General features: G+C 48.7%; 22 protein-coding genes and 1 tRNA gene. 8 read left to right on the top strand and 15 right to left on the bottom strand.

Annotated features, from left to right (window positions below):
* Nucleotides 1-92 precede the first annotated feature (92 nt).
* Nucleotides 93-635 (top strand): type 1 glutamine amidotransferase domain-containing protein, encoded by a 543-nt coding sequence (locus tag ACM9J1_RS10115; RefSeq protein ID WP_415581919.1) that lies wholly within the window; start codon nt 93-95, stop codon nt 633-635.
* Between the two features lie 149 nt (nt 636-784).
* Nucleotides 785-1,234, top strand: coding sequence for a hypothetical protein (locus tag ACM9J1_RS10110; RefSeq protein WP_415581918.1), 450 nt, complete (start codon nt 785-787; stop codon nt 1,232-1,234).
* Between the two features lie 52 nt (nt 1,235-1,286).
* Here the strand turns inward: ACM9J1_RS10110 and ACM9J1_RS10105 are convergent, their stop codons facing one another.
* The gene (locus ACM9J1_RS10105; RefSeq protein WP_415581917.1) at nt 1,287-1,568 is read right to left on the bottom strand and encodes a hypothetical protein; all 282 of its coding nucleotides are present in this window, start codon (nt 1,566-1,568) and stop codon (nt 1,287-1,289) included.
* A gap of 102 nt (nt 1,569-1,670) precedes the next feature.
* Between ACM9J1_RS10105 and ACM9J1_RS10100 the strand changes: the two genes are divergently transcribed.
* Nucleotides 1,671-2,240, top strand: a complete 570-nt coding sequence (locus tag ACM9J1_RS10100) for a GNAT family N-acetyltransferase (RefSeq protein WP_415581916.1) — start codon at nt 1,671-1,673, stop codon at nt 2,238-2,240.
* 69 nt (nt 2,241-2,309) lie between these two features.
* Here ACM9J1_RS10100 and ACM9J1_RS10095 read toward each other — a convergent pair whose 3' ends face one another.
* The 6 genes from ACM9J1_RS10095 to ACM9J1_RS10070 all read right to left on the bottom strand — a co-directional run bounded on the left by ACM9J1_RS10095 (nt 2,310) and on the right by ACM9J1_RS10070 (nt 7,410).
* Nucleotides 2,310-2,651 carry a hypothetical protein gene (locus ACM9J1_RS10095; RefSeq protein ID WP_415581915.1) on the bottom strand — a complete coding sequence of 114 codons (342 nt, stop codon included), beginning with the start codon at nt 2,649-2,651 and terminating at the stop codon, nt 2,310-2,312.
* Nucleotides 2,652-3,416: 765 nt separating this feature from the next.
* Nucleotides 3,417-3,490: transfer RNA gene (locus ACM9J1_RS10090), tRNA-Arg, on the bottom strand.
* Between the two features lie 56 nt (nt 3,491-3,546).
* Nucleotides 3,547-3,693 carry an SsrA-binding protein gene (locus ACM9J1_RS10085; protein ID WP_415581914.1) on the bottom strand — a complete coding sequence of 49 codons (147 nt, stop codon included), beginning with the start codon at nt 3,691-3,693 and terminating at the stop codon, nt 3,547-3,549.
* Between the two features lie 63 nt (nt 3,694-3,756).
* Nucleotides 3,757-5,619 carry a M56 family metallopeptidase gene (locus ACM9J1_RS10080; protein ID WP_415581913.1) on the bottom strand — a complete coding sequence of 621 codons (1,863 nt, stop codon included), beginning with the start codon at nt 5,617-5,619 and terminating at the stop codon, nt 3,757-3,759.
* A gap of 1 nt (nt 5,620) precedes the next feature.
* Nucleotides 5,621-5,980 carry a BlaI/MecI/CopY family transcriptional regulator gene (locus ACM9J1_RS10075; RefSeq protein WP_415581912.1) on the bottom strand — a complete coding sequence of 120 codons (360 nt, stop codon included), beginning with the start codon at nt 5,978-5,980 and terminating at the stop codon, nt 5,621-5,623.
* Between the two features lie 206 nt (nt 5,981-6,186).
* Nucleotides 6,187-7,410, bottom strand: coding sequence for an MDR family MFS transporter (locus ACM9J1_RS10070; RefSeq protein ID WP_415581911.1), 1,224 nt, complete (start codon nt 7,408-7,410; stop codon nt 6,187-6,189).
* A gap of 159 nt (nt 7,411-7,569) precedes the next feature.
* Between ACM9J1_RS10070 and ACM9J1_RS10065 the strand changes: the two genes are divergently transcribed.
* Genes ACM9J1_RS10065 through ACM9J1_RS10050 form a run of 4 tightly spaced genes read left to right on the top strand, consistent with a single transcriptional unit; the run spans nt 7,570 to nt 10,300 of the window.
* Nucleotides 7,570-8,169: a DUF1684 domain-containing protein gene (locus tag ACM9J1_RS10065; RefSeq protein WP_415581910.1), complete on the top strand. Its 600-nt coding sequence runs from the start codon at nt 7,570-7,572 to the stop codon at nt 8,167-8,169.
* Nucleotides 8,166-8,828 carry a TatD family hydrolase gene (locus ACM9J1_RS10060; protein WP_415582114.1) on the top strand — a complete coding sequence of 221 codons (663 nt, stop codon included), beginning with the start codon at nt 8,166-8,168 and terminating at the stop codon, nt 8,826-8,828. The genes ACM9J1_RS10065 and ACM9J1_RS10060 overlap by 4 nt, the downstream gene beginning before the upstream one ends.
* 24 nt (nt 8,829-8,852) lie before the next feature.
* Nucleotides 8,853-9,599 carry a tRNA threonylcarbamoyladenosine dehydratase gene (locus tag ACM9J1_RS10055; protein ID WP_415581909.1) on the top strand — a complete coding sequence of 249 codons (747 nt, stop codon included), beginning with the start codon at nt 8,853-8,855 and terminating at the stop codon, nt 9,597-9,599.
* A gap of 44 nt (nt 9,600-9,643) precedes the next feature.
* A complete protein-coding gene (locus ACM9J1_RS10050) occupies nt 9,644-10,300 on the top strand; it encodes an HAD family hydrolase (protein WP_415581908.1) in 657 nt (218 codons plus the stop codon).
* Here the strand turns inward: ACM9J1_RS10050 and ACM9J1_RS10045 are convergent, their stop codons facing one another.
* A complete protein-coding gene (locus ACM9J1_RS10045; protein ID WP_415581907.1) occupies nt 10,301-11,602 on the bottom strand; it encodes a cryptochrome/photolyase family protein in 1,302 nt (433 codons plus the stop codon).
* On the bottom strand, nt 11,599-12,057 hold the full coding sequence (locus ACM9J1_RS10040) for an SRPBCC family protein (protein ID WP_415581906.1): 459 nt from the start codon (nt 12,055-12,057) through the stop codon (nt 11,599-11,601). The genes ACM9J1_RS10045 and ACM9J1_RS10040 overlap by 4 nt, the downstream gene beginning before the upstream one ends.
* 139 nt (nt 12,058-12,196) lie before the next feature.
* Here ACM9J1_RS10040 and ACM9J1_RS10035 point away from each other — a divergent pair, with 139 nt between their 5' ends.
* Nucleotides 12,197-13,051, top strand: coding sequence for a DUF2911 domain-containing protein (locus tag ACM9J1_RS10035; RefSeq protein ID WP_415581905.1), 855 nt, complete (start codon nt 12,197-12,199; stop codon nt 13,049-13,051).
* A gap of 52 nt (nt 13,052-13,103) precedes the next feature.
* Here the strand turns inward: ACM9J1_RS10035 and ACM9J1_RS10030 are convergent, their stop codons facing one another.
* The 6 genes from ACM9J1_RS10030 to ACM9J1_RS10005 all read right to left on the bottom strand — a co-directional run bounded on the left by ACM9J1_RS10030 (nt 13,104) and on the right by ACM9J1_RS10005 (nt 19,638).
* The gene (locus ACM9J1_RS10030; RefSeq protein ID WP_415581904.1) at nt 13,104-13,589 is read right to left on the bottom strand and encodes a GNAT family N-acetyltransferase; all 486 of its coding nucleotides are present in this window, start codon (nt 13,587-13,589) and stop codon (nt 13,104-13,106) included.
* A complete protein-coding gene (locus ACM9J1_RS10025) occupies nt 13,576-15,321 on the bottom strand; it encodes a sodium:solute symporter family protein (RefSeq protein WP_415581903.1) in 1,746 nt (581 codons plus the stop codon). Before ACM9J1_RS10025 ends, ACM9J1_RS10030 begins: the two co-directional genes overlap by 14 nt.
* Nucleotides 15,322-15,432: 111 nt before the next feature.
* Nucleotides 15,433-17,958: a PIG-L family deacetylase gene (locus ACM9J1_RS10020; RefSeq protein WP_415581902.1), complete on the bottom strand. Its 2,526-nt coding sequence runs from the start codon at nt 17,956-17,958 to the stop codon at nt 15,433-15,435.
* A 79-nt stretch (nt 17,959-18,037) separates the two neighbouring features.
* On the bottom strand, nt 18,038-18,430 hold the full coding sequence (locus ACM9J1_RS10015; RefSeq protein WP_415581901.1) for a hypothetical protein: 393 nt from the start codon (nt 18,428-18,430) through the stop codon (nt 18,038-18,040).
* A 268-nt stretch (nt 18,431-18,698) separates the two neighbouring features.
* Nucleotides 18,699-19,109, bottom strand: coding sequence for a hypothetical protein (locus ACM9J1_RS10010; RefSeq protein ID WP_415581900.1), 411 nt, complete (start codon nt 19,107-19,109; stop codon nt 18,699-18,701).
* Between the two features lie 214 nt (nt 19,110-19,323).
* On the bottom strand, nt 19,324-19,638 hold the full coding sequence (locus ACM9J1_RS10005) for a hypothetical protein (RefSeq protein ID WP_415581899.1): 315 nt from the start codon (nt 19,636-19,638) through the stop codon (nt 19,324-19,326).
* Nucleotides 19,639-19,708: the final 70 nt, after the last annotated feature.

The following is a 19,708-nucleotide window of genomic DNA, read 5'->3' as shown; positions in this document are numbered from 1 at the left end:
TAACAAAACCTTGCCGAAACTTTAATATTGCCTTGGCAGCGCGTCGCGATTTTGAAGGGTAACTTTATGTAATAACCTTAAAAACCACAGACATGGAAAAGAGAATCGCCATTTTGGCCACCGACGGATTTGAACAGAGCGAATTGCTTTCGCCAAAGGAAACATTGGAAAACGAAGGCTGGACGGCAGAGGTCGTGAGCTTGAAGACAGGCGAAATTAAGTCTTGGAAAGATGGAAATTGGGGCGATTCGGTTGTCGTGGATCGCACCGTTTCTGAAGCCAATGCGTCAGATTACGACGCACTTGTGTTGCCCGGTGGCGTGATCAACCCGGATTTATTACGTGTTAACGAAGATGCCGTGGCGTTCGTCAAGGCATTTTTCGACGAGAAGAAACCAGTAGCAGCCATTTGTCACGGGCCGTGGACGTTGATCAATGCAGATGTGGTTTCAGGCCGCGAAATGACGTCTTACCAATCCATCAGGAAAGATTTGGAGAATGCCGGCGCCATCTGGACCGATGCAGAAGTGGTCGTCGATCAGGGTTTGGTGACGAGCCGTTCGCCGCAGGATTTGCCTGCCTTCAACCGTAAAATGGTAGAGGAAATCAAGGAAGGCGTCCACGCCAGGATGTAAGAATGCTGTAAACATTAGCAAATACGCGAACGGTAAGGTTTCACTTGTCGTTCGCGTTTTTGTTTTATGCTTTTGGAAATTCTAGGAAAGTTAACGCGCAACAAAAAAATATTTCTATCTTCGGCAATTCCAATGTTTTGCATTACCCGATGAAAAAAATACTCATTGTATTGGCGTTCTTTTGCGCGTTGAATGCCGTAGCCCAGGATGATAAAGTTTGGCGTACGCCAGATGTAGATACCAAGCCGGATTTGGCCAAAGGCATGTACACGCTCAGGATGTTCGTGGCCGATAACTTCCAATTTCCGGAACTCAAGAACAAGAAAGTCACCGTATTCACGAGTTTTATCATTGAACCGGACGGCAGCATGACAGACCGCAAAGCATTTTACGTCACGGCCAAGGAAATGATTCCGTCCGAAACGGTAAAAATCCAGACCGAGGAAGAAAAAGCCGCCGAAGCCAAAGCCCTCGAAGCCATGAAAACAGAAGCATCACGCGTATTGGCGTTGTTCCAAGAAAAATGGATACCCGCGCAAGTGGCCGGAAAGCCCGTTCGTTGCCTGTACAATTACCCGATTACTTTCGCGCTCGAATAATCAAAAGACGCGACATCGCAGACAAAAGCCGTGACATCGCGTCTTACGCCGGTCAACTGGCCGTGTAGATCCTGTTGATGGGAATCCCGACACCTTTCTTTAAGATAATGGCATTGTCGGTGACACCCCAAATGGTGGTTTCTACCACTTTCTTGGATTGATTGTCCTCAAAGAAAATACGTGTTTTTCCGTGCTCAAGATTGCCTAAGGCAAGCGCGCGGTTGAGGTCTGAATTGCGTTGTGAAATGGCTTCCCGGTCGTTCAATACATCGGCAGTCGGGAAGTGCAAGGAGTGGATGGATTCCTTTTCGATCTGTTCAAAATGGGCATTCATAATAGTAGGTTTTAAGATTTGTGGGACGATAAAATTAAAGAAATAAATGAACCGGCCAAGAAAAAGGCCGTTTTTTTACCCTGACTGTAAACGATTTACGCCATGCTTACCCTGAATTTTAGCCCATTTCCCGTTCTGGAAACCGACCGATTGGTTTTGCGGCGCATCACCAAAAACGACGCGCCGGCTGTGTTTGCGCTGCGTTCCGACCCCGAAACCATGCGGTACGTGCCGCGTCCGTTGGCGCAAACCCTTGACGATGCCCTGGCGCACATTGCGCTCATCGACGAGAAAATTGAGGCCAATGCCGGCATCAATTGGGCAATCACCTTAAAAGGGAACGATGATTTCATTGGCATCATCGGGAATTTCCGCGTGGAATTCGAAAACTACCGTGCCGAAATCGGGTACATGCTGCTGCCGGAATTCCAAGGCAAAGGCATTGTCTCCGAAGCGATCGAACGTGTCGTGCAATATGGATTCAACGAAATGAAATTACATTCCATAGAAGCCATCATCGACCCCGAAAACATCGCGTCCGCACGTGTCCTTGAAAAAAATGGCTTCGTCAAGGAAGCGCATCTTCGCGAAAATGAGTTCTGGCAAGGTAAGTTCCTGGATACGGTCATTTACGCCATCATCAATCCGAACGACACGAATACCTACCAATAAAAAAAGGTTTGGGAAAACGGACTTCCCAAACCTTTCCACCAAAACAAAATAAAACCAAATTGTGAACCCTTACGGGCTCGGAGTAGTTGGCGTCGTAGTAGTCGTTCCCGAGCTACCAGACTTCTTGTTGTATTGACTTTGCCTACTGTTGTCACGGCTATTGGCACCATGGTCAGGTACGTCATTTGGCCGAACTGTTCCTACCGAATCCGTAGAATTGTTGGTGTTGGTTGTACCTGATTTTGCCCTTCCGTCAATACGTTGTTTATCCTTTTGAACTTTATCAAGGCTGTCCTGCTGTTTTTTCTGCAATTCTACCTTTGTTTTGTCTTTCTTCTGACGCGTATCGGTTTGGCCGGATGCCAGGCCAAATGTAAAGATGGCGCACAGCAATAAGATGATCTTCTTCATAGTAGTTGTGTTTATTAGTATGCGTCAAAGGTAGGTACACACCAGCAGTTGCCGCACCTCTTTGGCGTTTCCTTTAGAGACATTTAACGCCCGCTTGTGAATCCCTATTAATTAATGGTTAAACGGCGTTCGGGGCTTGTTAATAAAAGGCTTTTTGGTTGGGCGTGTCCCTGCGGGCCGGGCTGTCCACTAAATCTTTCGCTCGTGGCCTCGCGAAAGGATATCGTTTCCATCCCTCACGCGGGCAATCGTTTAGCGACAATGTATTTCCATCACCATGAATGTCCCGGATTTCACAAAGGGAAAAATAATTCGTGTATTCGTGGTTTAGAAAAAGTTTCGGACAGAGGGCAAGAGCTCGTGATTGTGATTCGACTGGATTTCGCTGGGCGTGACAGCCAGTAAAGCTCCGTAGTCTACATGTAAAGCCGTTTGGATTGGAGCCTCTTTCTATTACACGAAGCAGCGTCATTGGGATTATCGACTGGATTTCGCTGGCGCGACATCCAGTAAAGCTCCGTAGTCTACGTGTAAAGCCGTTTGGATTGGAACCTCTTTCTATTACACGAAGCAGCGTCATTGGGATTATCGACTGGATTTCGCTGGGCGCGACATCCAGTAAAGCTCCGTAGTCTACATGTAAAGCCTGATTCGATTTGCAATCGAATCGCTTTTTCTATTTAAAGTCCGAATTTACGAGCAAGCTCGACATCGGACTTTAAATAGAAAAAGCCCGCACTTCCGTGCAGGCTTTCCATCCTTAAGTGACCTCGACTGGATTCAAACCAGTAACCTTCTGAGCCGTAATCAGATGCGCTATTCAGTTGCGCCACGAGGCCTTAATGCGGGTGCAAATATAGGGTTTTAGATGAATTGGAAGCAAGAAAAATTTACATTATTTTTCATCGAGTGCGCGGGCGGTGACATAATACCGCCAGGCGATGAGCGCCAGTTGCCACTTTTTCGCTTTGCTCACATCGAGCCCGCGCTTGGTTAACGAGGGCAGGATCAATTTGTTGAGACGTGCAAGGAGCTTAAACATGCGCAAATATAAAAAAGGCTGCGCAAACAGCCTTTTCCAGATTGATGATTTAATTTTGGGGGCTTATTTTTTGGCTTTCGCTTTTTCCTTGGCGATTTCCGCTTTCATTTCGGCGCGGGCTTTTTCAAGTTCGGCTTTCGCTTTGGCCAATTCTTCCCGGGCTTTTTCCATTTCCTCGCGGGCTTGACGCATTTCTTCATCGCGGCCTTTCTGCATTTGATTGCGCTTGGTGTCCATTTCGGCCAATTTCTTTTCAATCTTGGCGCGCGCTTCGTCCATTTTTGGGCCGGCTTTTTCCATGGCAGCATGTGCTCTTTTCATGGCATCGGCGCTGATTCGTTCCGCATCGATTACTATCGCGCGGTCGTCGTCAGAATAGGAGTACGTGTATGTACCGCCTTTTTTTAATACGTCTTCACCATTGATGATGATCGGTTCCATGCCTGCAATCACTTTTTCGGCGTCGGCACCCGTCATGACTTTACCATCTACGACTACGGTCTTTTTACCATCTTTGTCTCTTATGACGACGCTTTTTCCTCTCGGCATCACGCAAGCGAGGTTCTTACCTGATGGAAAGAACAAACTGTCGGATGGATGCGGCGCTTCCGGCCATTCCGGTACTCCCGGCCATTCCGGTGCTTCCGGCGCTTCCGGGATTTCTATGTCTATATCGTCGTCACCGCCGAACGAGAATACAAAATCATCTCCAGGCCCAGGCGCAAAATGTCTTCCAGCACTTGCAATCCTGATGTTGTTGCCGCGTCCGGTGCCAAAACCCATCGCGCCGTCGTCTTTCTTGTAAAAACGAAAGGGTTGGATCGGTTCGTTGCCGCTGACTTGTGTGGTTCCTTTTTGCCCGTTGGCGTCTTTATACGTGGCCTTGATGCACGTGATTTCACCTTGGCTGTTCCGTTTTACCTTTGAGAATTTCAGGGTGACGCCGTGTTCTTTCTTGATGCGTTCGGCTTGGCGCTTGAGGTCTGCGTCCGAGGAGTTCTTGTCTACGATCAATTGTGTTTCATGCTGGAGCATGCTTTCGGTGACTTCGCGTTCCTGTGCCACGACTTTTACTTGGAAATACAACAGGAAAGCCACCAGCGCCGGAACAATCAGGAAATACTTCCAGGAACTGCTTTTCTTCGATTGATTTTTGTTCAACATAACGATTCGTTTTTTGATTAATGATTGATAAAAATGATTGGTAATGTCCACACAATTTTCGTGTGCGGTAACTTTCAACAGCGTGATTTGATAGGATTTCTTGTCGTTCACAAACCGCACGGCCTCGGCATCGGCAATGAATTCCAAGTTTTGCAACATCGCCTTTTTGTACAGCCACACGAAAGGATTGAACCAAAACACGATGCAGAATGCCCGCGCGAACAATACATCCATCGTATGGTTTTGGCTGCTATGCACTTTTTCGTGCGCAATGATGTTGGCCAGCTCCGTCTCGGTGTACAGTGATGAGTTGTACACGATGTAGTTGAAGTAGGAGAAAGGCGCTACGTTTTCGGACGTGTCCACGAACTTATAATCTTCTTGCCTGAACATTTTTTGCCCTGAAAGCGCGCGTCGCAAGGCGTAGAAATCCAAGGTGAAATTGAGCAGGAACGCCGTCAGCCCGAGTACGTACAACCCGCAGAGAATCAGCGGCCAGTCAATGGCGAGTGTCGTTTCTTCCACTACGGGCATCATCACCAGCGGCCCGCCAGACCAATCCATGTTTTGCGGCAACGGATCAATCCAGATGATTTTCCGAAATGTCACGAGTGGCAACAAAACCGAGGTCACCAAACCCAGCAACAAATACCATCGGTTGCTTTTAAAGAATGTCTCTTTGCGGAGCAGCAAGTGATACGCCGCGAAGAACAATGCCAGCAACGCACTCGATTTCAAGAGGTAAACCGCAAGTGTTTCCATACTATTCCTTTTTTTCGATGAGCGCTAAGATTTCCCGGAGTTCCTCGGCCGTAATCTTTTCTTCCTTGGCGAAGAAAGACACGACATTCTTATACGAACTCCCGAAGAAATTCCCGATAGCCGTATCCATGAACTGTTTGCGGTAATCCTCGATCTTTACAATCGGGAAGTATTGGTGCGTGTTGCCGTAAGCCGTATGCGATACGTAGCCTTTTTCCTCCAGATTGCGGACAATCGTCGAAAGCGTGTTGTAATGTGGCTGGTCCTCGGTAATCTCGGCCAGGATGTCTTTTACGAAAGCCTTTTTCAGCTTCCATAAAATGTGCATGATTTCTTCTTCTTTGTTAGTGAGCTTTTGCATGAGGATCAATTGAAAATTTGTAATAAAACAATGATGACGATATGACCGAACCCGGTGACCGTACAGTCAAAACGTTTGGTTAATTAGTAGTAAGGGTTTGGCTCAGCGTACGTTACCAAACCCATTCAAATCCTAACCTAACTCAGGTCAAACGTACAACTATAAATTTAGTTGACAAACTATAAAATTAGTTATTTAACTAAAATTTAAGTTTTTTTGGGTTCGCGGTGTAAAAAGTTGTAGAGGTAAAGTGCCGCCAATGCTGCAATGATGCCCAAAATACCCATGAAAAGCCAGTTGGCGCGGTAGCCAAATCGGTCAATGATTTCCATCCCGATTTTTGAACTGGTGATGTGCGCCAGGCTGAAACTCATGGTATACAATGCCATATATCGGCCTTCGTGGCCTTTCGGCGCACGCCCAATGGCGAAGGCGTTTGAAAAAGGAAACGCAAACATTTCCCCGACGGTCAATAGTAGCAAGCTAATGATAAGCGACCCAATCCAAAAATCGAGCATGAGCACGAAGAACGCAACCGCCATTAGGATGGATCCGGCCAATATGATCTTTACTTTATGGACGTTCTTGCGTTCAAAAACGCTTACCAGCGGCATTTCCAGAAAGAATATCATTACACCGTTCGTGGTCATGAACAGTCCGGTCTGGAATTCGGTCAGGCCAAACTGATCGTGGTGATACAATGGCAGCGTGGTAAATAGCTGGAAGAAAATCATCGCCGTGGCAAAACACGTAAAGAGAAAAATCCAGAACGGTTTGTCGTGCAATACTGAATGGGTCAGGATTTCGTCCGGATGCTTTTTGTCGATGTAGGGCGATTTGGTTTTTTCCTTGACCATGATCCAGAAAATCACAATCGCTGTGATGCATGTGGCGCCGTCTACCCAGAACAATCCTTTGTAGCCAATGGCCATGATGATCAATCCGCCCACGGCCGGGCCAAGGCCGAAGCCTAGGTTTACCGCCAACCGAATCAAGGTCATGGCGCGCGTCCGGGTTTCAGGTGTTGCATACGCGCCGACGGAAACAAACATTGCGGGGCGGAACATATCGGCCACGGTCATGATGGCGAACATCCCGAAACACAATCCCCAGAACGACGTGATGTATTGCAGGCCGAAGAACATGAGCCCGCTGGTGAACAAACTGAAAATCATGATTTTGTAGAACCCAACTTTATCGGCCAGTTTGCCGCCGAGCCACGAACCCAGCATGGAACCGCAACCGAAGCTTACCATGATCCAGCCCACTTCGCCCAGCGAAAAATGCAGGTCTTCCTTGAGGTATTTTGACAGGAACGGCAAGACCATCGTGCCCGCCCGGTTGATGAGCGTCACGATGGCCAAGATCCAGATTTCGCGGGAAAACCCCTTGAAGTTATTGATGTAACGTTTTGATGCGGTTTTGATCATGGAATTTGGCAGGTGGCCAGCAATTTTGGGCAAAGGTAACAAGTTTAGGGTTGCGGCGTAGACCTCTGAGGTTTTTAAAACCTCAGAGGTCTACCTAAAATATTCCCTAATCTCATTTCCTGCTACATCCGCCAATTTCATTTTCGCTATTTTTGCAAGATGAATCTTCGCAGCATATTCCTTTTCATGATGGGCTTGCCGGCGCTTGCGCAACCGCAATTTGACCGCCTGGCCAGCGAGAATTTCCAGCAACAACTCAACAAGGAATACCAGGATGAAAAAGAAAGCCCGCTCTTACCCGAAGACCGGAAGCAGTTCAAAGGGCATCCCTTTTTTCCGATTGACGCCAAGTATTTCGTCGTCGCCGAATTTGTCCGGACCGAAAATGAAAAGCCATTCGCCATGAAAACCTCCACGGCGCGGCTTCCGATGTATGAGAAATACGGGGAAGTCCATTTCAAGATCGATGGCAAACCGTGTAGGCTCAATGTGTATCGCAGTATGGATTTGAGGAATAAAGAAGGCTATGAAGACTATCTATTTCTACCTTTTTCAGATTTAACAAACGGCGAAGAAACCTACCTCGGCGGCCGTTACATCGACTTGCGCATACCAAAAGAAAACCTCATCGCCATCGATTTCAACCAGGCGTACAATCCCTATTGCGCCTACAACCACAAGTACTCCTGTCCGGCCGTGCCGCAAGACAACGTATTAAGCGTAGCCATCCGCGCCGGCGTAAAGAAATTCCACGACTGATGTATTTCAACCTGCATACACATCGGTTCAGCAATGATCCCGAAGTCCTAGAGTTGGTCAACCAATATCCGGACGAGTTCGACGCGTCGATACCACAGTTTTCCGTAGGCATCCATCCGTGGCGCATCGTGCCGGAACGGCTTGAACAAGACTTTGAAGTCATAGAGGTAAAACTCTCTGATAATAAATGCCTTGCGGTAGGCGAATGTGGATTGGATAAACGTATCGAAACCCCGATGGCAGAGCAGATTCCAGTATTCGAACGACAGCTGCAGTTGGCCGAGAAACACCAAAAACCCGTGGTCATCCACTGTGTCGCCGCTTATCAGGAAACCATTGACATCAAGAAGAAATTGAGTATTTCCGTCCCGATGATCATCCACGGTTTTTCAAAGAACACACAGGTTGCGCAGTCGCTGCTCGACAACGGTTTTTACCTTTCGTTCGGGAAATACTTGCTGCGGAATCCGGAGTTGGAGTCGGTTTTTCAATCGGTCCCGAATGACAAATTTTTCCTGGAAACCGACATGATCGACGAAACCATCCGTGACGTCTACGAAATTGCCGCGAAATACAAAGGGATTTCGTTGGATGCACTGCAGGAAATTACAAGCGAAAATTATAGAACTGTCTTTAAACTGAAATTATCTAGCCACTAGCAACTAATCACTAATAACTGAAAAATGGCTGAATGGACCGAAAGGGCGGAATTGCTCTTTACCACCGAAGGACTCGAAAAACTTAAAAATTCCAACATCCTGGTCGTAGGCATGGGCGGCGTGGGCTCATTCGCTGCCGAATTCATTGCCCGGGCAGGCGTCGGCAAGATGACCATCGTAGATGGCGATGTGGTTGACATTACCAACATCAACCGCCAGTTGCCTGCGCTGCATTCCACGGTAGGCATGTCTAAAGTCGATGTCGTCGGCGACCGTTTGCAGGACATCAACCCGGAGCTGAAACTGACCCGAATCAAGGAATTCCTGTCGCCGGAACGCGCCTACGAATTGGTTACCACAGAATTCGACTATGTCGTGGATTGCATCGACAGCATTACCCCGAAGCTTAACCTGATCAAATCGGCGCGCGACAAGAAAATCAAAGTGGTTTCGTCTATGGGCGCGGGCGGAAAGCTCGATGCGTCCAAAGTAAAAGTTTCCGATATCAGCAAGACCAACAACTGTCACTTGGCCACGGCCGTCCGCAAAAGACTTCGTAAAATGCACGTCCAGAAAGGCGTTAAGGCGGTTTATTCGACCGAAATCCAGAAAGAAGGCAGCCTGCGCATGACCGATGGGCAGAATTTCAAGAAATCGTTTTACGGCACGTGCAGCTATATGCCAGGATTGTTCGGATTGTATTGCGCCGAAACGGTCATCCGGTATTTACTGAAGTCGAATGTCGAAGGTAGAATGTCGAACGATGATTAGCCGTTGCCTTGCACTTTTTTCGGCATTTGATATTTGACAAACCCATGAAAAACACTGTAATTTTTGACATGGACGGTGTCATCGTCGATACCGAACCGGTCCATTACCACGCATACCAACAACACTTCAAGGCGCTCAATATCGTGGTGCCCGATGAGATGTACGCCACTTTTACCGGAAATTCCACCCGCAATGTTTACCAGAAACTGAAAGAGTGGTTTGCCTTGGAGGAAGAAGTTGAAAAGCTCATCGACATCAAGCGCGCCTTGTTCAACGAGGCTTTCGACACCAAAGAAGATTTGTTTTTGCTGGAAGGCGTCGAACCTTTAATCAAAGATCTGCATGCCAACGGGATGCAACTCATTTTGGCGTCGTCGTCGGCCAAAGTCACGATCGACCGTATTTTCAGGAGATTCGGATTGTATCCCTATTTTTCCCACATCGTCAGTGGCGAGGACTTCCCGAAGTCGAAACCCGATCCTGCCATTTTCATCGAGGCCGTAAGGTTGTCTGGCGAATCGGCTGACAGTTGCGTGGTCATCGAAGACTCCACGAACGGCATTAGGGCAGCCAAAGCCGCCGGCATCTATACGATTGGATATGACAGCGTGAATTCAAAACTGCAGGACTATTCGCTGGCCGATAAGGTTGTCAAACACTTCGACGAATTGGATTATTCCATTGTCCATTCGCTTTGGTGATCAGGCCACCGCTTCCTTATACACTTGCAGGCAACGTTCCCGCGCCATTTTATGATCCACCATCGGTTTCGGATAATTTTCCGTACCGAATTCCGGAACCCATTTCTTGATGTATTTCAGTTCCTTGTCGAATTTCTTTTGTTGTTCCTCCGGGTTGAAAATCCTGAAATACGGCGCGGCATCCACACCGCTTCCGGCAGCCCATTGCCAGTTCCCGACGTTGGCCGATTGTTCATAATCGAGTAATTTCTCCGCGAAATAGGCTTCGCCCCGGCGCCAATCAATCAATAGATGTTTACACAGGAAACTCGCCACGATCATGCGTACGCGGTTGTGCATGCGGCCGGTTTGGTTGAGTTGCCGCATGCCCGCATCCACAATTGGGTAACCGGTTTGTCCGGCGCACCATTTCTTGAAATCGGATTCGTCGTAGCGCCATTTGATGTCATCGTACACCGGGCGGAAACTTTTGGTGACGGTATGCGGGAAATGCCACAAAATCTGCATGAAGAATTCCCGCCAGATCAGTTCTTTCAGAAACGTTTTGTTGCTGCTTTTGGCCGCGGCGGCCACAATGTTCCGGATGCTCACCGAACCAAAACGCAAATGCGGGCTCAAGTGCGAAGTCTTGTCGAGCCATGGGAAATTCCGGGTGTTTTCATATTGGTCGATCAAGTCTTTCGCGGTATTGAAAGCCGGGACTTTGACGGCCGATGCGCCGAACCCGATGTCGGCCAGCGTCAAAAAAGGGAAATCATGTCGTGCCACATTTCCGAGTAGCGTTTCAGACGGGTAATGCGCCAACGTCATCTTCCCGAAATGTTCCTGCCAGCGGTTGCTGTAAGGCGTATAAACCACATAGGGTTTGCCGTCGTCCTTGACAATGTCGTCCTTTTCAAAAATCACTTGGTCTTTGCACGTCTTGAATGCCACATTGTTTTCCTTGAGGATTTGGTTGATCGCTTTGTCGCGCTGCCGTGCGTACGGTTCGTAATCGTGATTGGTATAGACGGTTTGGACGTTGTGCGTGGCGGCCAATTTTCGGAATACGGTTTCGGGTTCGTCGAAAAATACCGCCAACGATGAACCGTGGTTTTTCAAGGTTTCGTTGATGCCGGAGAGTAATCCGTAAATGAATGTCACGCGCGCATCGTCTTTGGGCAGTTCAGACAAGATGTTTTTGTCGAAGATGAAGATCGGCAGCACGGGCAATTTGTCATGCAATGCATGGAATAGTGCCGCGTTATCATCCGTCCGCAAATCGCGCCGGAACCAAAAGATGTTAATGGGTTGCGCTTTCATTCGCCGAAGAGTTCAATGAGTTTTTGGCGACGGAACGCAAATATTTTTTCCAGTTTGGGTTTTACCACGATCGGGTGGAGCAGGTTGCCCAAAAAGCCGAACGGCAATTTGTAATGGATGACGTCTTCCATTTCGGTCCCGGCCGCCGTTTCCTTGACGAAGTGTTTGTGGTGCCAGAATGCGTACGGCCCGAAACGCTGCTCGTCCACAAAAAATTCACGTGGCGCGACGTGCGTGATTTCGGTAACCCATTCTATCTTGATGCCCAGCAAAGGCGAGACATGGTAGTGGATGACTTGCCCAGCGAACATTTTCCGGTCATCGCCGGAAAGCGTCTTGAAGCCCATATCGGGCGGCGTGATGACGGCAAGATTTTTTGGATCGGATATAAATTCCCAGACTTTGTCAATCGGCGCTGGAATCGTTTGGACGGCTTTTAAAGTATGCAGGGCCATAATTTTCGTTTCGGTAAAAATACAAAAACGTTTAATGATATTGATTAAAAGTTAAACAAATTTAGGTTTTAATTGCGTTTCCATAACCGATTTTTTAGATGTATTTCGTACATTTGAAGCTTCACTAAACTTATTAATCATGAAGAAAATATGGATTGCTTGTGCTGTCATGGCAGCATTTTCACTCAACGCGCAAGTCAAAACGCCTGCGCCAAGCCCCAAAGCCACAGTAGATCAAGTGGTTGGCCTCACCGATGTTGAGGTCGTGTATTCGCGCCCGAGTGCGAAAGGCCGTACCGTTTTTGGCGATCTCGTCCCGTTCGGGAAAGTATGGCGCGCCGGGGCCAACGCCAACACCACGATTTCATTCTCAGAAGACGTTACCATCGAAGGAAAAACCCTTGCCAAAGGCAAGTACGCCTTGTTCGTCAACCCGAAAGCCGAAAGTTGGGATGTGTATTTCTACAGCAAAACCGACAATTGGGGCACGCCAGAAACCTGGAACGACGCCGATGTCGCGCTCAAGACCAACGCCAAAACCATCATGCTCAACCATCCGGTGGAAACTTTCACCATCGGTATTGGAACGCTGAGCAACGATTCTGGCAGTATCGACATTTCCTGGGAACGCACGATGGTGTCCATCAAATTCGATGTCCCCACTTCGAAAGTGGCTTTGGCATCCATCGAAACTACATTGTCCGGCGGATCGGCTACGGAGCGCGATTATTTTTCTTCGGCGCAATACCTGTATCAATCCAACGGCGACCTGAACAAAGCGCTGACCTATGTCAACAAGGCAGTCGAACTCAACAAAGACAAGGACAAACCATTTTGGTACCTGCGTCAAAAATCCTTGATCCAAGCCAAGTTGGGCGACAAGAAAGGCGCCATCGAAACCGCGAAACTCTCGCTCGCCGGTGCCGAAAAAGCCAACAATGGCGACTATGTCAAGATGAACCGCGACAGCATCGCAGAATGGGGAAAGAAATAACCGACCGAAATGTCGTATTGAAAAAGTAGCCGTGGGTTTTCCTGCGGCTTTTTTATTGGCGCTTCTGGAAAGCGTCGCGTGGCGTGCCATCGTTTACGTAGATGACGCCGCAATACGAAAAACCGTTTTTCACGAGGAAGTTTTGCATCGGCAGGTTGTCGGCGTGCGTATCGACCCGGACGTTTTCCACCAGCGAAAATGCAAAATCGAAGGCGGCCTGCGCGATGCCTTTCGCTTTCCGTCCGGAAGCCAGCCTGTGGATGACGCCATAAGGTTCGTCATTAAGCCATCGGCCTTCAATATGGGTGTAAGTTGGTTCGGGGTGCGCGCCATGACGGAAGAAAAAATAACCGACGATGGCATCGGTAGCACAAATAAAACCACATCCTTGCGCGATGTCATCCTGAATGGTTTCCACCGACGGATAGCCGTTGGCCCATTGGGTCGCGTTTCCGGTTTCGCGCATGATGGTTCGGGCCAGATCAATAACGTCCATGATGTCGGGCAAATCGTCTGTTGTCGCCTTACGGATTTCCATCTGCGTTTTCATTGATGAGCAATCGGTCTTGCCGGAAAATCGTCGCCTGGAAGATCGCAGAAAGCACAATGGCTAGCATCGCCCCGATGAAATTCAACCACAAGTAACCCAGTTTTTCCTCGCCGGTCGGGTAAATGTGGATCGCGAAATAGTAAATCACCAAAACCACGGTCTGGGTGATGAGCGCCGCCCAGAACATCGCCCGCGCCTGGACATATTTCACATAGAATCCGACCAGGAAAATCCCGAGTACGGTACCGTAGAAGATTGACCCGACGATGTTCACGAGTTGGATCAGGTTTTCGAAGAGCGTTCCTACACAGGCGAACAAAATCGCGATGATGCCCCAGACCAACGTAAAGAAACGCGTGGCATTGACGTAGTGTTTTTCGGATTTCTCCACTTTCAGGTTGCGCCGGTAAATGTCTATGGCCGTGGTCGATGCGAGCGCGTTCAGCCCGGAAGCCGAAGAAGACATCGCCGCCGATAAAATCACGGCCAGCAGAAGCCCAATCAAACCTTGCGGCAGATAGTTCAGGATGAAATGGATGAACACGTAATCCTTATCGTTCTTTTCGGCCTTCGCATCCACTTTGCCGATAATGTCGCGCGCCTGTTCCCGCAGGTCTTTTTCCTTGCTCGAAAGCGCCACGAGTTGCCGCCGCAAAATCGGGTTGTCGTAATTCTGGTTCAGGTGGTCGATATAGAGCAGGTTGTATTCTTTTTTCTCTTCCGAAAGCGTGGCCAGTTGCTGTTCAAGCTTTTGGTATTGGGCTTTGTACGCCGACTTTTCCACCAGGATCTTGTTGTTCGGGTTAAAATTCAGCGGTACCGAATTGAATTGGAAGAAAACGAAAACCATCACGCCAATGAGCAGGATGAAGAATTGCATCGGCACTTTCAGGAAGCCGTTCATGATCAAACCCATTTGGCTTTCGCGTATGGATTTCCCCGACAGGTAACGGCCAACCTGGGATTGGTCTGTCCCGAAATAGGCGAGGGCCAAAAAGAAACCGCCAGTGATGCCACTCCAAAACGTATAGCGTTCTTCAGGGTTGAACGAAAAATCGACAATGTCCATTTTGCCGTTCGCGCCCGCAATGTGCATCGCGTTGGAAAACGTCATGTCGTTCGGCAAATAGTGTAAAATCAGGAAGAACGCCACGAACATGCCCGACATGATCACGAACATCTGCTGTTTTTGCGTCACGTTTACGGCTTTCGTTCCACCCGAAAACGTATAGATGATCACCAATATGCCGATGACGACGTTGAGCAGCGTCAGGTTCCAGCCCAGGATGGATGATAAGATGATGGATGGCGCATAAATCGTCAAACCCGTTCCCAGGCCGCGCTGCACGAGAAACAAGATGGCCGCCAGCGAGCGCGTCTTCAAATCAAACCGCTGTTCGAGGTATTCATACGCCGTAAACACTTTGAGCCGGTGGTAAATCGGGATGAATGTCAGGCTGATGATGACCATCGCGATCGGCAACCCGAAATAGAATTGCACGAAGCCCATGCCGTCGTGATACGCTTGGCCCGGCGTAGAAAGGAACGTAATCGCGCTGGCCTGCGTCGCCATGACCGACAACCCCACGACATACCAAGGCGTTTCGTTGTTGCCCAGGATGTAGTCTTCCACGTTCTGGCTGCCGCGTGTTTTCCAGACGCCGTAAATGACAATGGACAATAGTGTTACCGATAAAACAATCCAGTCAATTTGCTGCATCAGGAGAATATTTGCATCAGTAAACAGAAAATCATGATGTAGATGGCATTCATGAGCAACACGAACGTATAGCTCTTTTTCCAATGGGTCACTTTTCGTTGCAGCATAGCATCAGTTTTTGATTGAAATCATATTGGCCATCAGCCGGAATGCGCCGGCAACGCCTTCGGGCAATTCGCGGAAGAAGCTCAAACCGGTGTAAATATAGTGGCCTTTTCCGTATTGGGCCACCAGCAGCGCGCCGTCCTTGGGCTTTTCCCCACGGTCATTGGCCGACAAGATCGCGGTGAACGCCTTGTCCCATTCGTTCGGGTAGTACAAGCCTTGTTCCTGGGTCCAGCCTTTGAAATCCTCAGCGGTAATTTTATTGGGCGTGTTCAAAAGCGCGTGTTGCGGCACCAGGAACCGGACTTCGGCGCTTTCCTCGGTGACGCGGTCGCGCGAAATCTTGAGCGGATAGGGCGCAATGTCCTTGGTCACGAGCGGATCGGTCGTGTTGTATTGCACGATGAGCGTTTTGCCCTGCCGGACGGCGTCCATCAAGACGGGCTGTTTCAGTGCCATTTCATCTACGGTATTGTACGCCCTGATGCCGATTACTATTACGTCGAAAGCCGTCAAATTCTCGGGTGTAATGTCTTTTGGTTTTACAAGTGTCACTTCGTAACCCATCTGTTCGAGGCTTTTATTGACTTGATCGCCGGCGCCCATGATGTAGGCGATTTTTTCATTACCGGTCTTGATGTCGAGTTTCAGGAACCGGGCTTGCGAAGGTTGCAACACCATTTGTTTGGAAATGTGGCCATAGACAATATCAGTCCTTTCCAGATCGTAGCGTTTTCCGTTGACAACGGCTACCGATTTTGCCACGATTTCGTCATTGCTCTTTGGCGCCGACACTTCAAAATACACCATCGCTTCTTCGCCTTTGCGGGCGAGTGAAAACGGGATTTGTGCGGGCGAAACCGTCCAGTCAGCCGGCAACTCCAGCATGGCGTTTCCAGCAACAGCGTCGCGTCCGGCCTTGATGCGCACCGCTACGGTCTTTGTTTTTTTGCGGTTGAACAAGATGACTTTTTCAGCGATCGATGTGGTCACGTCCGGCACGATATCAAACGGTTCATAGACTTCGCCCTTGACTTCGTCGTTGTATTTGTAGACGATGTTGCGCTCGAAATCCAGCGTTGCGCCGTCGATCTCGATGTTGAAGATGACTTTTCCCTGCCGCAGCACGTCCGGTGTCCCGATGTTTTGCTGGTCTGGTACCTGATACATGCCCACGGAACCTTTTTCGGCGAGCCAATACGGTTGCGTGTACGGCGTGTCCTGCGGAATGGTGATTTCCTGTTCGGCCGTGCGCACGACGTTGTTGGCCAGCAGGAACGTATCGGATTGTACGCCGCGCAGCCAGGTTTGCGCCTCCGGGTTTTCGGCGGGCAAAATCGCGAATGACGGCCAAGCCATCTTGATGTTGCTGCGGTTGACGGCTTCCAGTTTGATGTTGATTTTGCTTCCGGGCGTGGCATCCGGGCGTTGCGCGACGGCTTCGAGATACAAACCCGCACAGGACGCAATGATGTTTTTGATTTCCTCAGATTTGATGTTCCGCCAATAATCGTCCTCGAGTTTCCGGATCAATTTGTAGGCTTCCACCAATTTCGGGATGCTGGCCGACGGATTATTGAAATCGTACGTTTTTGCGACCGACAGCAAGATGTCGCCGATTTCCTTGCCGCCCGCAACACGGTTCCAACTGGTGTCGATGCCTTCAAACAAGTTGTTCTTGTCTTTGGCCTGATTGCCTTTGATGAATTCAATGTACTCGGTTTCTTCGCCGCGTGTGCCGGTAGAACCGAATCCTTGCGATTGGTGGCGGCTCCGGCTCAGTGCCGCGATTTCCTGATTGGATTTTCCCAATCCGGCATAGTACGTCCCGATGGACAGTCCGGTCAGGTTTGATTTGTCGGCCTGTTCGAATTTCTCACGACTGCCGTAAAACCACCACGAGGTATTGAAGAAAGCCCGTTTGGGTTGCCAAGTTGAAAAATATTGGAGTTGCTCAGGGTAACTTTTCGCATCTGCGGCTTTGTCGAAGGCTTCCAGGCTGAGCATGGCCGATGCGGTGTGATGCCCGTGCGTCGTGCCTGGCGATCGCGCATCGAACCGGTTGATGATCACGTCCGGCCTGAATTTGCGGATGGCCCAAACCACGTCGGCCAAGACTTTTTCCTTGTCCCAGATTTGCAACGTCTCGTCCGGGTTTTTCGAATAACCGAAGTCATTGGCGCGGGAGAACATTTGCTGGCCGCCGTCTATTTTTCTGGCCTCGATCAATTCCTGCGTACGGATGACGCCCAATTGTTCGCGAAGCTCCGGCCCGATGAGGTTTTGTCCGCCATCGCCACGGGTCAGGGAAAGATAGCCCGTGCGCGCGTGTACGTTGTTGGACAGCCACGAAATGAGTCGTGTGTTTTCGTCGTCAGGATGCGCGGCCACATACAATACCGAACCCAAGAAATTCAGTTTCTGGATTTGGTTGTAGATTTCGGTCGCGTTGGGCTTGGCGGGTTGCTGTGCATTGGCCGTGGCGGCGAGCGTCAAAAAGGCCAGCAGGTAAAAAAAATGAAGCTTTTGCATTTCAGGTTTTTTGCAAGAGCTTCAAATATAGTAATAAGTCGCCGGAGCGAAAGGACTGTAACCCTTTTTTAAGAGATTCCTATTCGTTGGACGAAACCTGCTTGAGTTTCTGGTGGAAATTGTACGGGTACTTTTTCTTGTGGACCTTGATGAATTGCGTCACATCTTCGTCGTCGTAATCCGTGATGAGCACGTTGAATTTGTTGTTGAGCGAATAGCCCATGTAGCCGTTCGGGATTTCCTTGAGGCGTTGCCATTGGTTATCGATCTTGAGGATGTACTCGTTTTTCTGGGCATCGTAATACCCGAAAAGGTTCGGATAATAATAATACCGATAGGAGCAATTGGTCACCGGATCTTTGATCAGGATGGTTTCGCCGTTACCGGTTTGCGGTAGCTGCGCTTTCTGGGCGTAGGTGGTTTGGAGCGTGAGCATCAAGATTCCAATCCAAATGTAGTTCGCTGTTTTCATGTTTCTCGTTTTGGGTTGAACGAATGAACATTTTCGTAAACTATTGATTTGCATCTGTTTGCGTGGATAAAAGTAGGTTTTAATTTTTTACAAAATCGATAAAACGCAAAAAATATCGATAAAAAACGTTAAAATTATTGAATTTGTAAGAAAAAACAGTTTAATATTTGGTTCGGGAGCAAAGTTAACGCGAAAAATATGGTCATAAAAAAAACCATCGATGAAAATGGCTTTTTTCTGTTGAACTACACGAAATGAGTGTTTTTGTCTAGTTGAGTGCGATGTTTTTATCAGCGGCTGGCTTCGGCGGCTGGCGTCTTGAAGTATATTTTTTCGGATACATTTTGCGGTGCTCCTCAATTTTTGAAAAGGGTTCGTCGCCGTCATAATCCGTAATCGCGACGCGGATGCCGTTATACAGCGAATAACCACGGTAGCCAGACGGGATTTCCTTGGCTTTTACGATAGTGCCTTTTTGTTGGTTCGATTCGAAGATGTACAAATTGACCTTGGAGTCATAATAGGCGTCAAGGTTTGGGTAGTAGTAATAACGCGCGCCCATGGCCAGTACAGAGTTGTTGTCTGCGAACTGCGTTTGGATGTCAGTCGTCTCAGAACTCTGGGCCGAAACACCGCCCGCAAGAAGCAAAGTTGCTATTAAAGTGTATAGTGTTTTCATGACAGTGGATTTTAATGCTTTTGATATTCCAAAATTACAGCCGCCGGCAAAGAAACGTCTTACACTTATTGGCGAATCGGTTACATAATTTTTAGCAAATCTGGCTAAATATTGAAGATTAACGTTTGATTGGCTTTTGTTCAAATCATTTGTTGCGGAAAATAAAAAAAGAGGACAAAGCCTCTTCTCATAAAACGGTTGTCGCCATTTGCGGTTACAACAGCAAAATCAGCAACAAGACGATAATGATGATCGCGCCTACGGAAAGGTACACACCATTCTTGGTCGTGGCCAGTTCGGTCTTGATGGCCTTGACTTCTTTGCGAAGCGCTTTGCGCTCCACGCGGGTCATGTTGGACTTGTCCATGCTTTTGATTTCTTCCAGGCGTGCCGTGAGCATTTCGGCGCGGGCGGCCACGGCATCAGTACTGGTCACCGCAGTCATGGCCGGCGGATCTGTTGGGTCGGCGAAAGCCGGTGTTGTCACCGAAGCGAGCGCCAGAAGCAAAAGAAGGAATGACTTTTTCATTTTTCAGGGTTATTGGTTACATACCCTAAAATTGAGAAAACCAATCGCAATCGGCCTTATAGGATTGCCG

The sequence above is a fragment of the Flavobacterium longum genome, assembly GCF_965137575.1.
In the GTDB taxonomy this organism is placed as follows: Bacteria; Bacteroidota; Bacteroidia; order Flavobacteriales; family Flavobacteriaceae; genus Flavobacterium; species Flavobacterium longum.
The sequence above is the reverse complement of the archived record's forward strand: the minus strand, read 5'-3'. Positions and strand labels throughout refer to the sequence as shown.

Bases quoted from the DNA above. Each gene is read 5' to 3' on its own strand.
- ACM9J1_RS10105 (WP_415581917.1), bottom strand. From the start codon at position 1,568: ATGAATGCCCATTTTGAACAGATCGAAAAGGAATCCATCCACTCCTTG.
- ACM9J1_RS10115 (WP_415581919.1), top strand. From the start codon at position 93: ATGGAAAAGAGAATCGCCATTTTGGCCACCGACGGATTTGAACAGAGC.
- ACM9J1_RS10020 (WP_415581902.1), bottom strand. From the start codon at position 17,958: ATGCAAAAGCTTCATTTTTTTTACCTGCTGGCCTTTTTGACGCTCGCC.
- ACM9J1_RS10085 (WP_415581914.1), bottom strand. From the start codon at position 3,693: ATGTTTAAGCTCCTTGCACGTCTCAACAAATTGATCCTGCCCTCGTTA.
- ACM9J1_RS10050 (WP_415581908.1), top strand. From the start codon at position 9,644: ATGAAAAACACTGTAATTTTTGACATGGACGGTGTCATCGTCGATACC.
- ACM9J1_RS10095 (WP_415581915.1), bottom strand. From the start codon at position 2,651: ATGAAGAAGATCATCTTATTGCTGTGCGCCATCTTTACATTTGGCCTG.
- ACM9J1_RS10040 (WP_415581906.1), bottom strand. From the start codon at position 12,057: ATGGCCCTGCATACTTTAAAAGCCGTCCAAACGATTCCAGCGCCGATT.
- ACM9J1_RS10110 (WP_415581918.1), top strand. From the start codon at position 785: ATGAAAAAAATACTCATTGTATTGGCGTTCTTTTGCGCGTTGAATGCC.
- ACM9J1_RS10080 (WP_415581913.1), bottom strand. From the start codon at position 5,619: ATGGAAACACTTGCGGTTTACCTCTTGAAATCGAGTGCGTTGCTGGCA.
- ACM9J1_RS10015 (WP_415581901.1), bottom strand. From the start codon at position 18,430: ATGAAAACAGCGAACTACATTTGGATTGGAATCTTGATGCTCACGCTC.
- ACM9J1_RS10025 (WP_415581903.1), bottom strand. From the start codon at position 15,321: ATGCAGCAAATTGACTGGATTGTTTTATCGGTAACACTATTGTCCATT.
- ACM9J1_RS10100 (WP_415581916.1), top strand. From the start codon at position 1,671: ATGCTTACCCTGAATTTTAGCCCATTTCCCGTTCTGGAAACCGACCGA.
- ACM9J1_RS10065 (WP_415581910.1), top strand. From the start codon at position 7,570: ATGAATCTTCGCAGCATATTCCTTTTCATGATGGGCTTGCCGGCGCTT.
- ACM9J1_RS10055 (WP_415581909.1), top strand. From the start codon at position 8,853: ATGGCTGAATGGACCGAAAGGGCGGAATTGCTCTTTACCACCGAAGGA.
- ACM9J1_RS10005 (WP_415581899.1), bottom strand. From the start codon at position 19,638: ATGAAAAAGTCATTCCTTCTTTTGCTTCTGGCGCTCGCTTCGGTGACA.
- ACM9J1_RS10075 (WP_415581912.1), bottom strand. From the start codon at position 5,980: ATGCAAAAGCTCACTAACAAAGAAGAAGAAATCATGCACATTTTATGG.
- ACM9J1_RS10070 (WP_415581911.1), bottom strand. From the start codon at position 7,410: ATGATCAAAACCGCATCAAAACGTTACATCAATAACTTCAAGGGGTTT.
- ACM9J1_RS10030 (WP_415581904.1), bottom strand. From the start codon at position 13,589: ATGGAAATCCGTAAGGCGACAACAGACGATTTGCCCGACATCATGGAC.
- ACM9J1_RS10010 (WP_415581900.1), bottom strand. From the start codon at position 19,109: ATGAAAACACTATACACTTTAATAGCAACTTTGCTTCTTGCGGGCGGT.
- ACM9J1_RS10035 (WP_415581905.1), top strand. From the start codon at position 12,197: ATGAAGAAAATATGGATTGCTTGTGCTGTCATGGCAGCATTTTCACTC.
- ACM9J1_RS10045 (WP_415581907.1), bottom strand. From the start codon at position 11,602: ATGAAAGCGCAACCCATTAACATCTTTTGGTTCCGGCGCGATTTGCGG.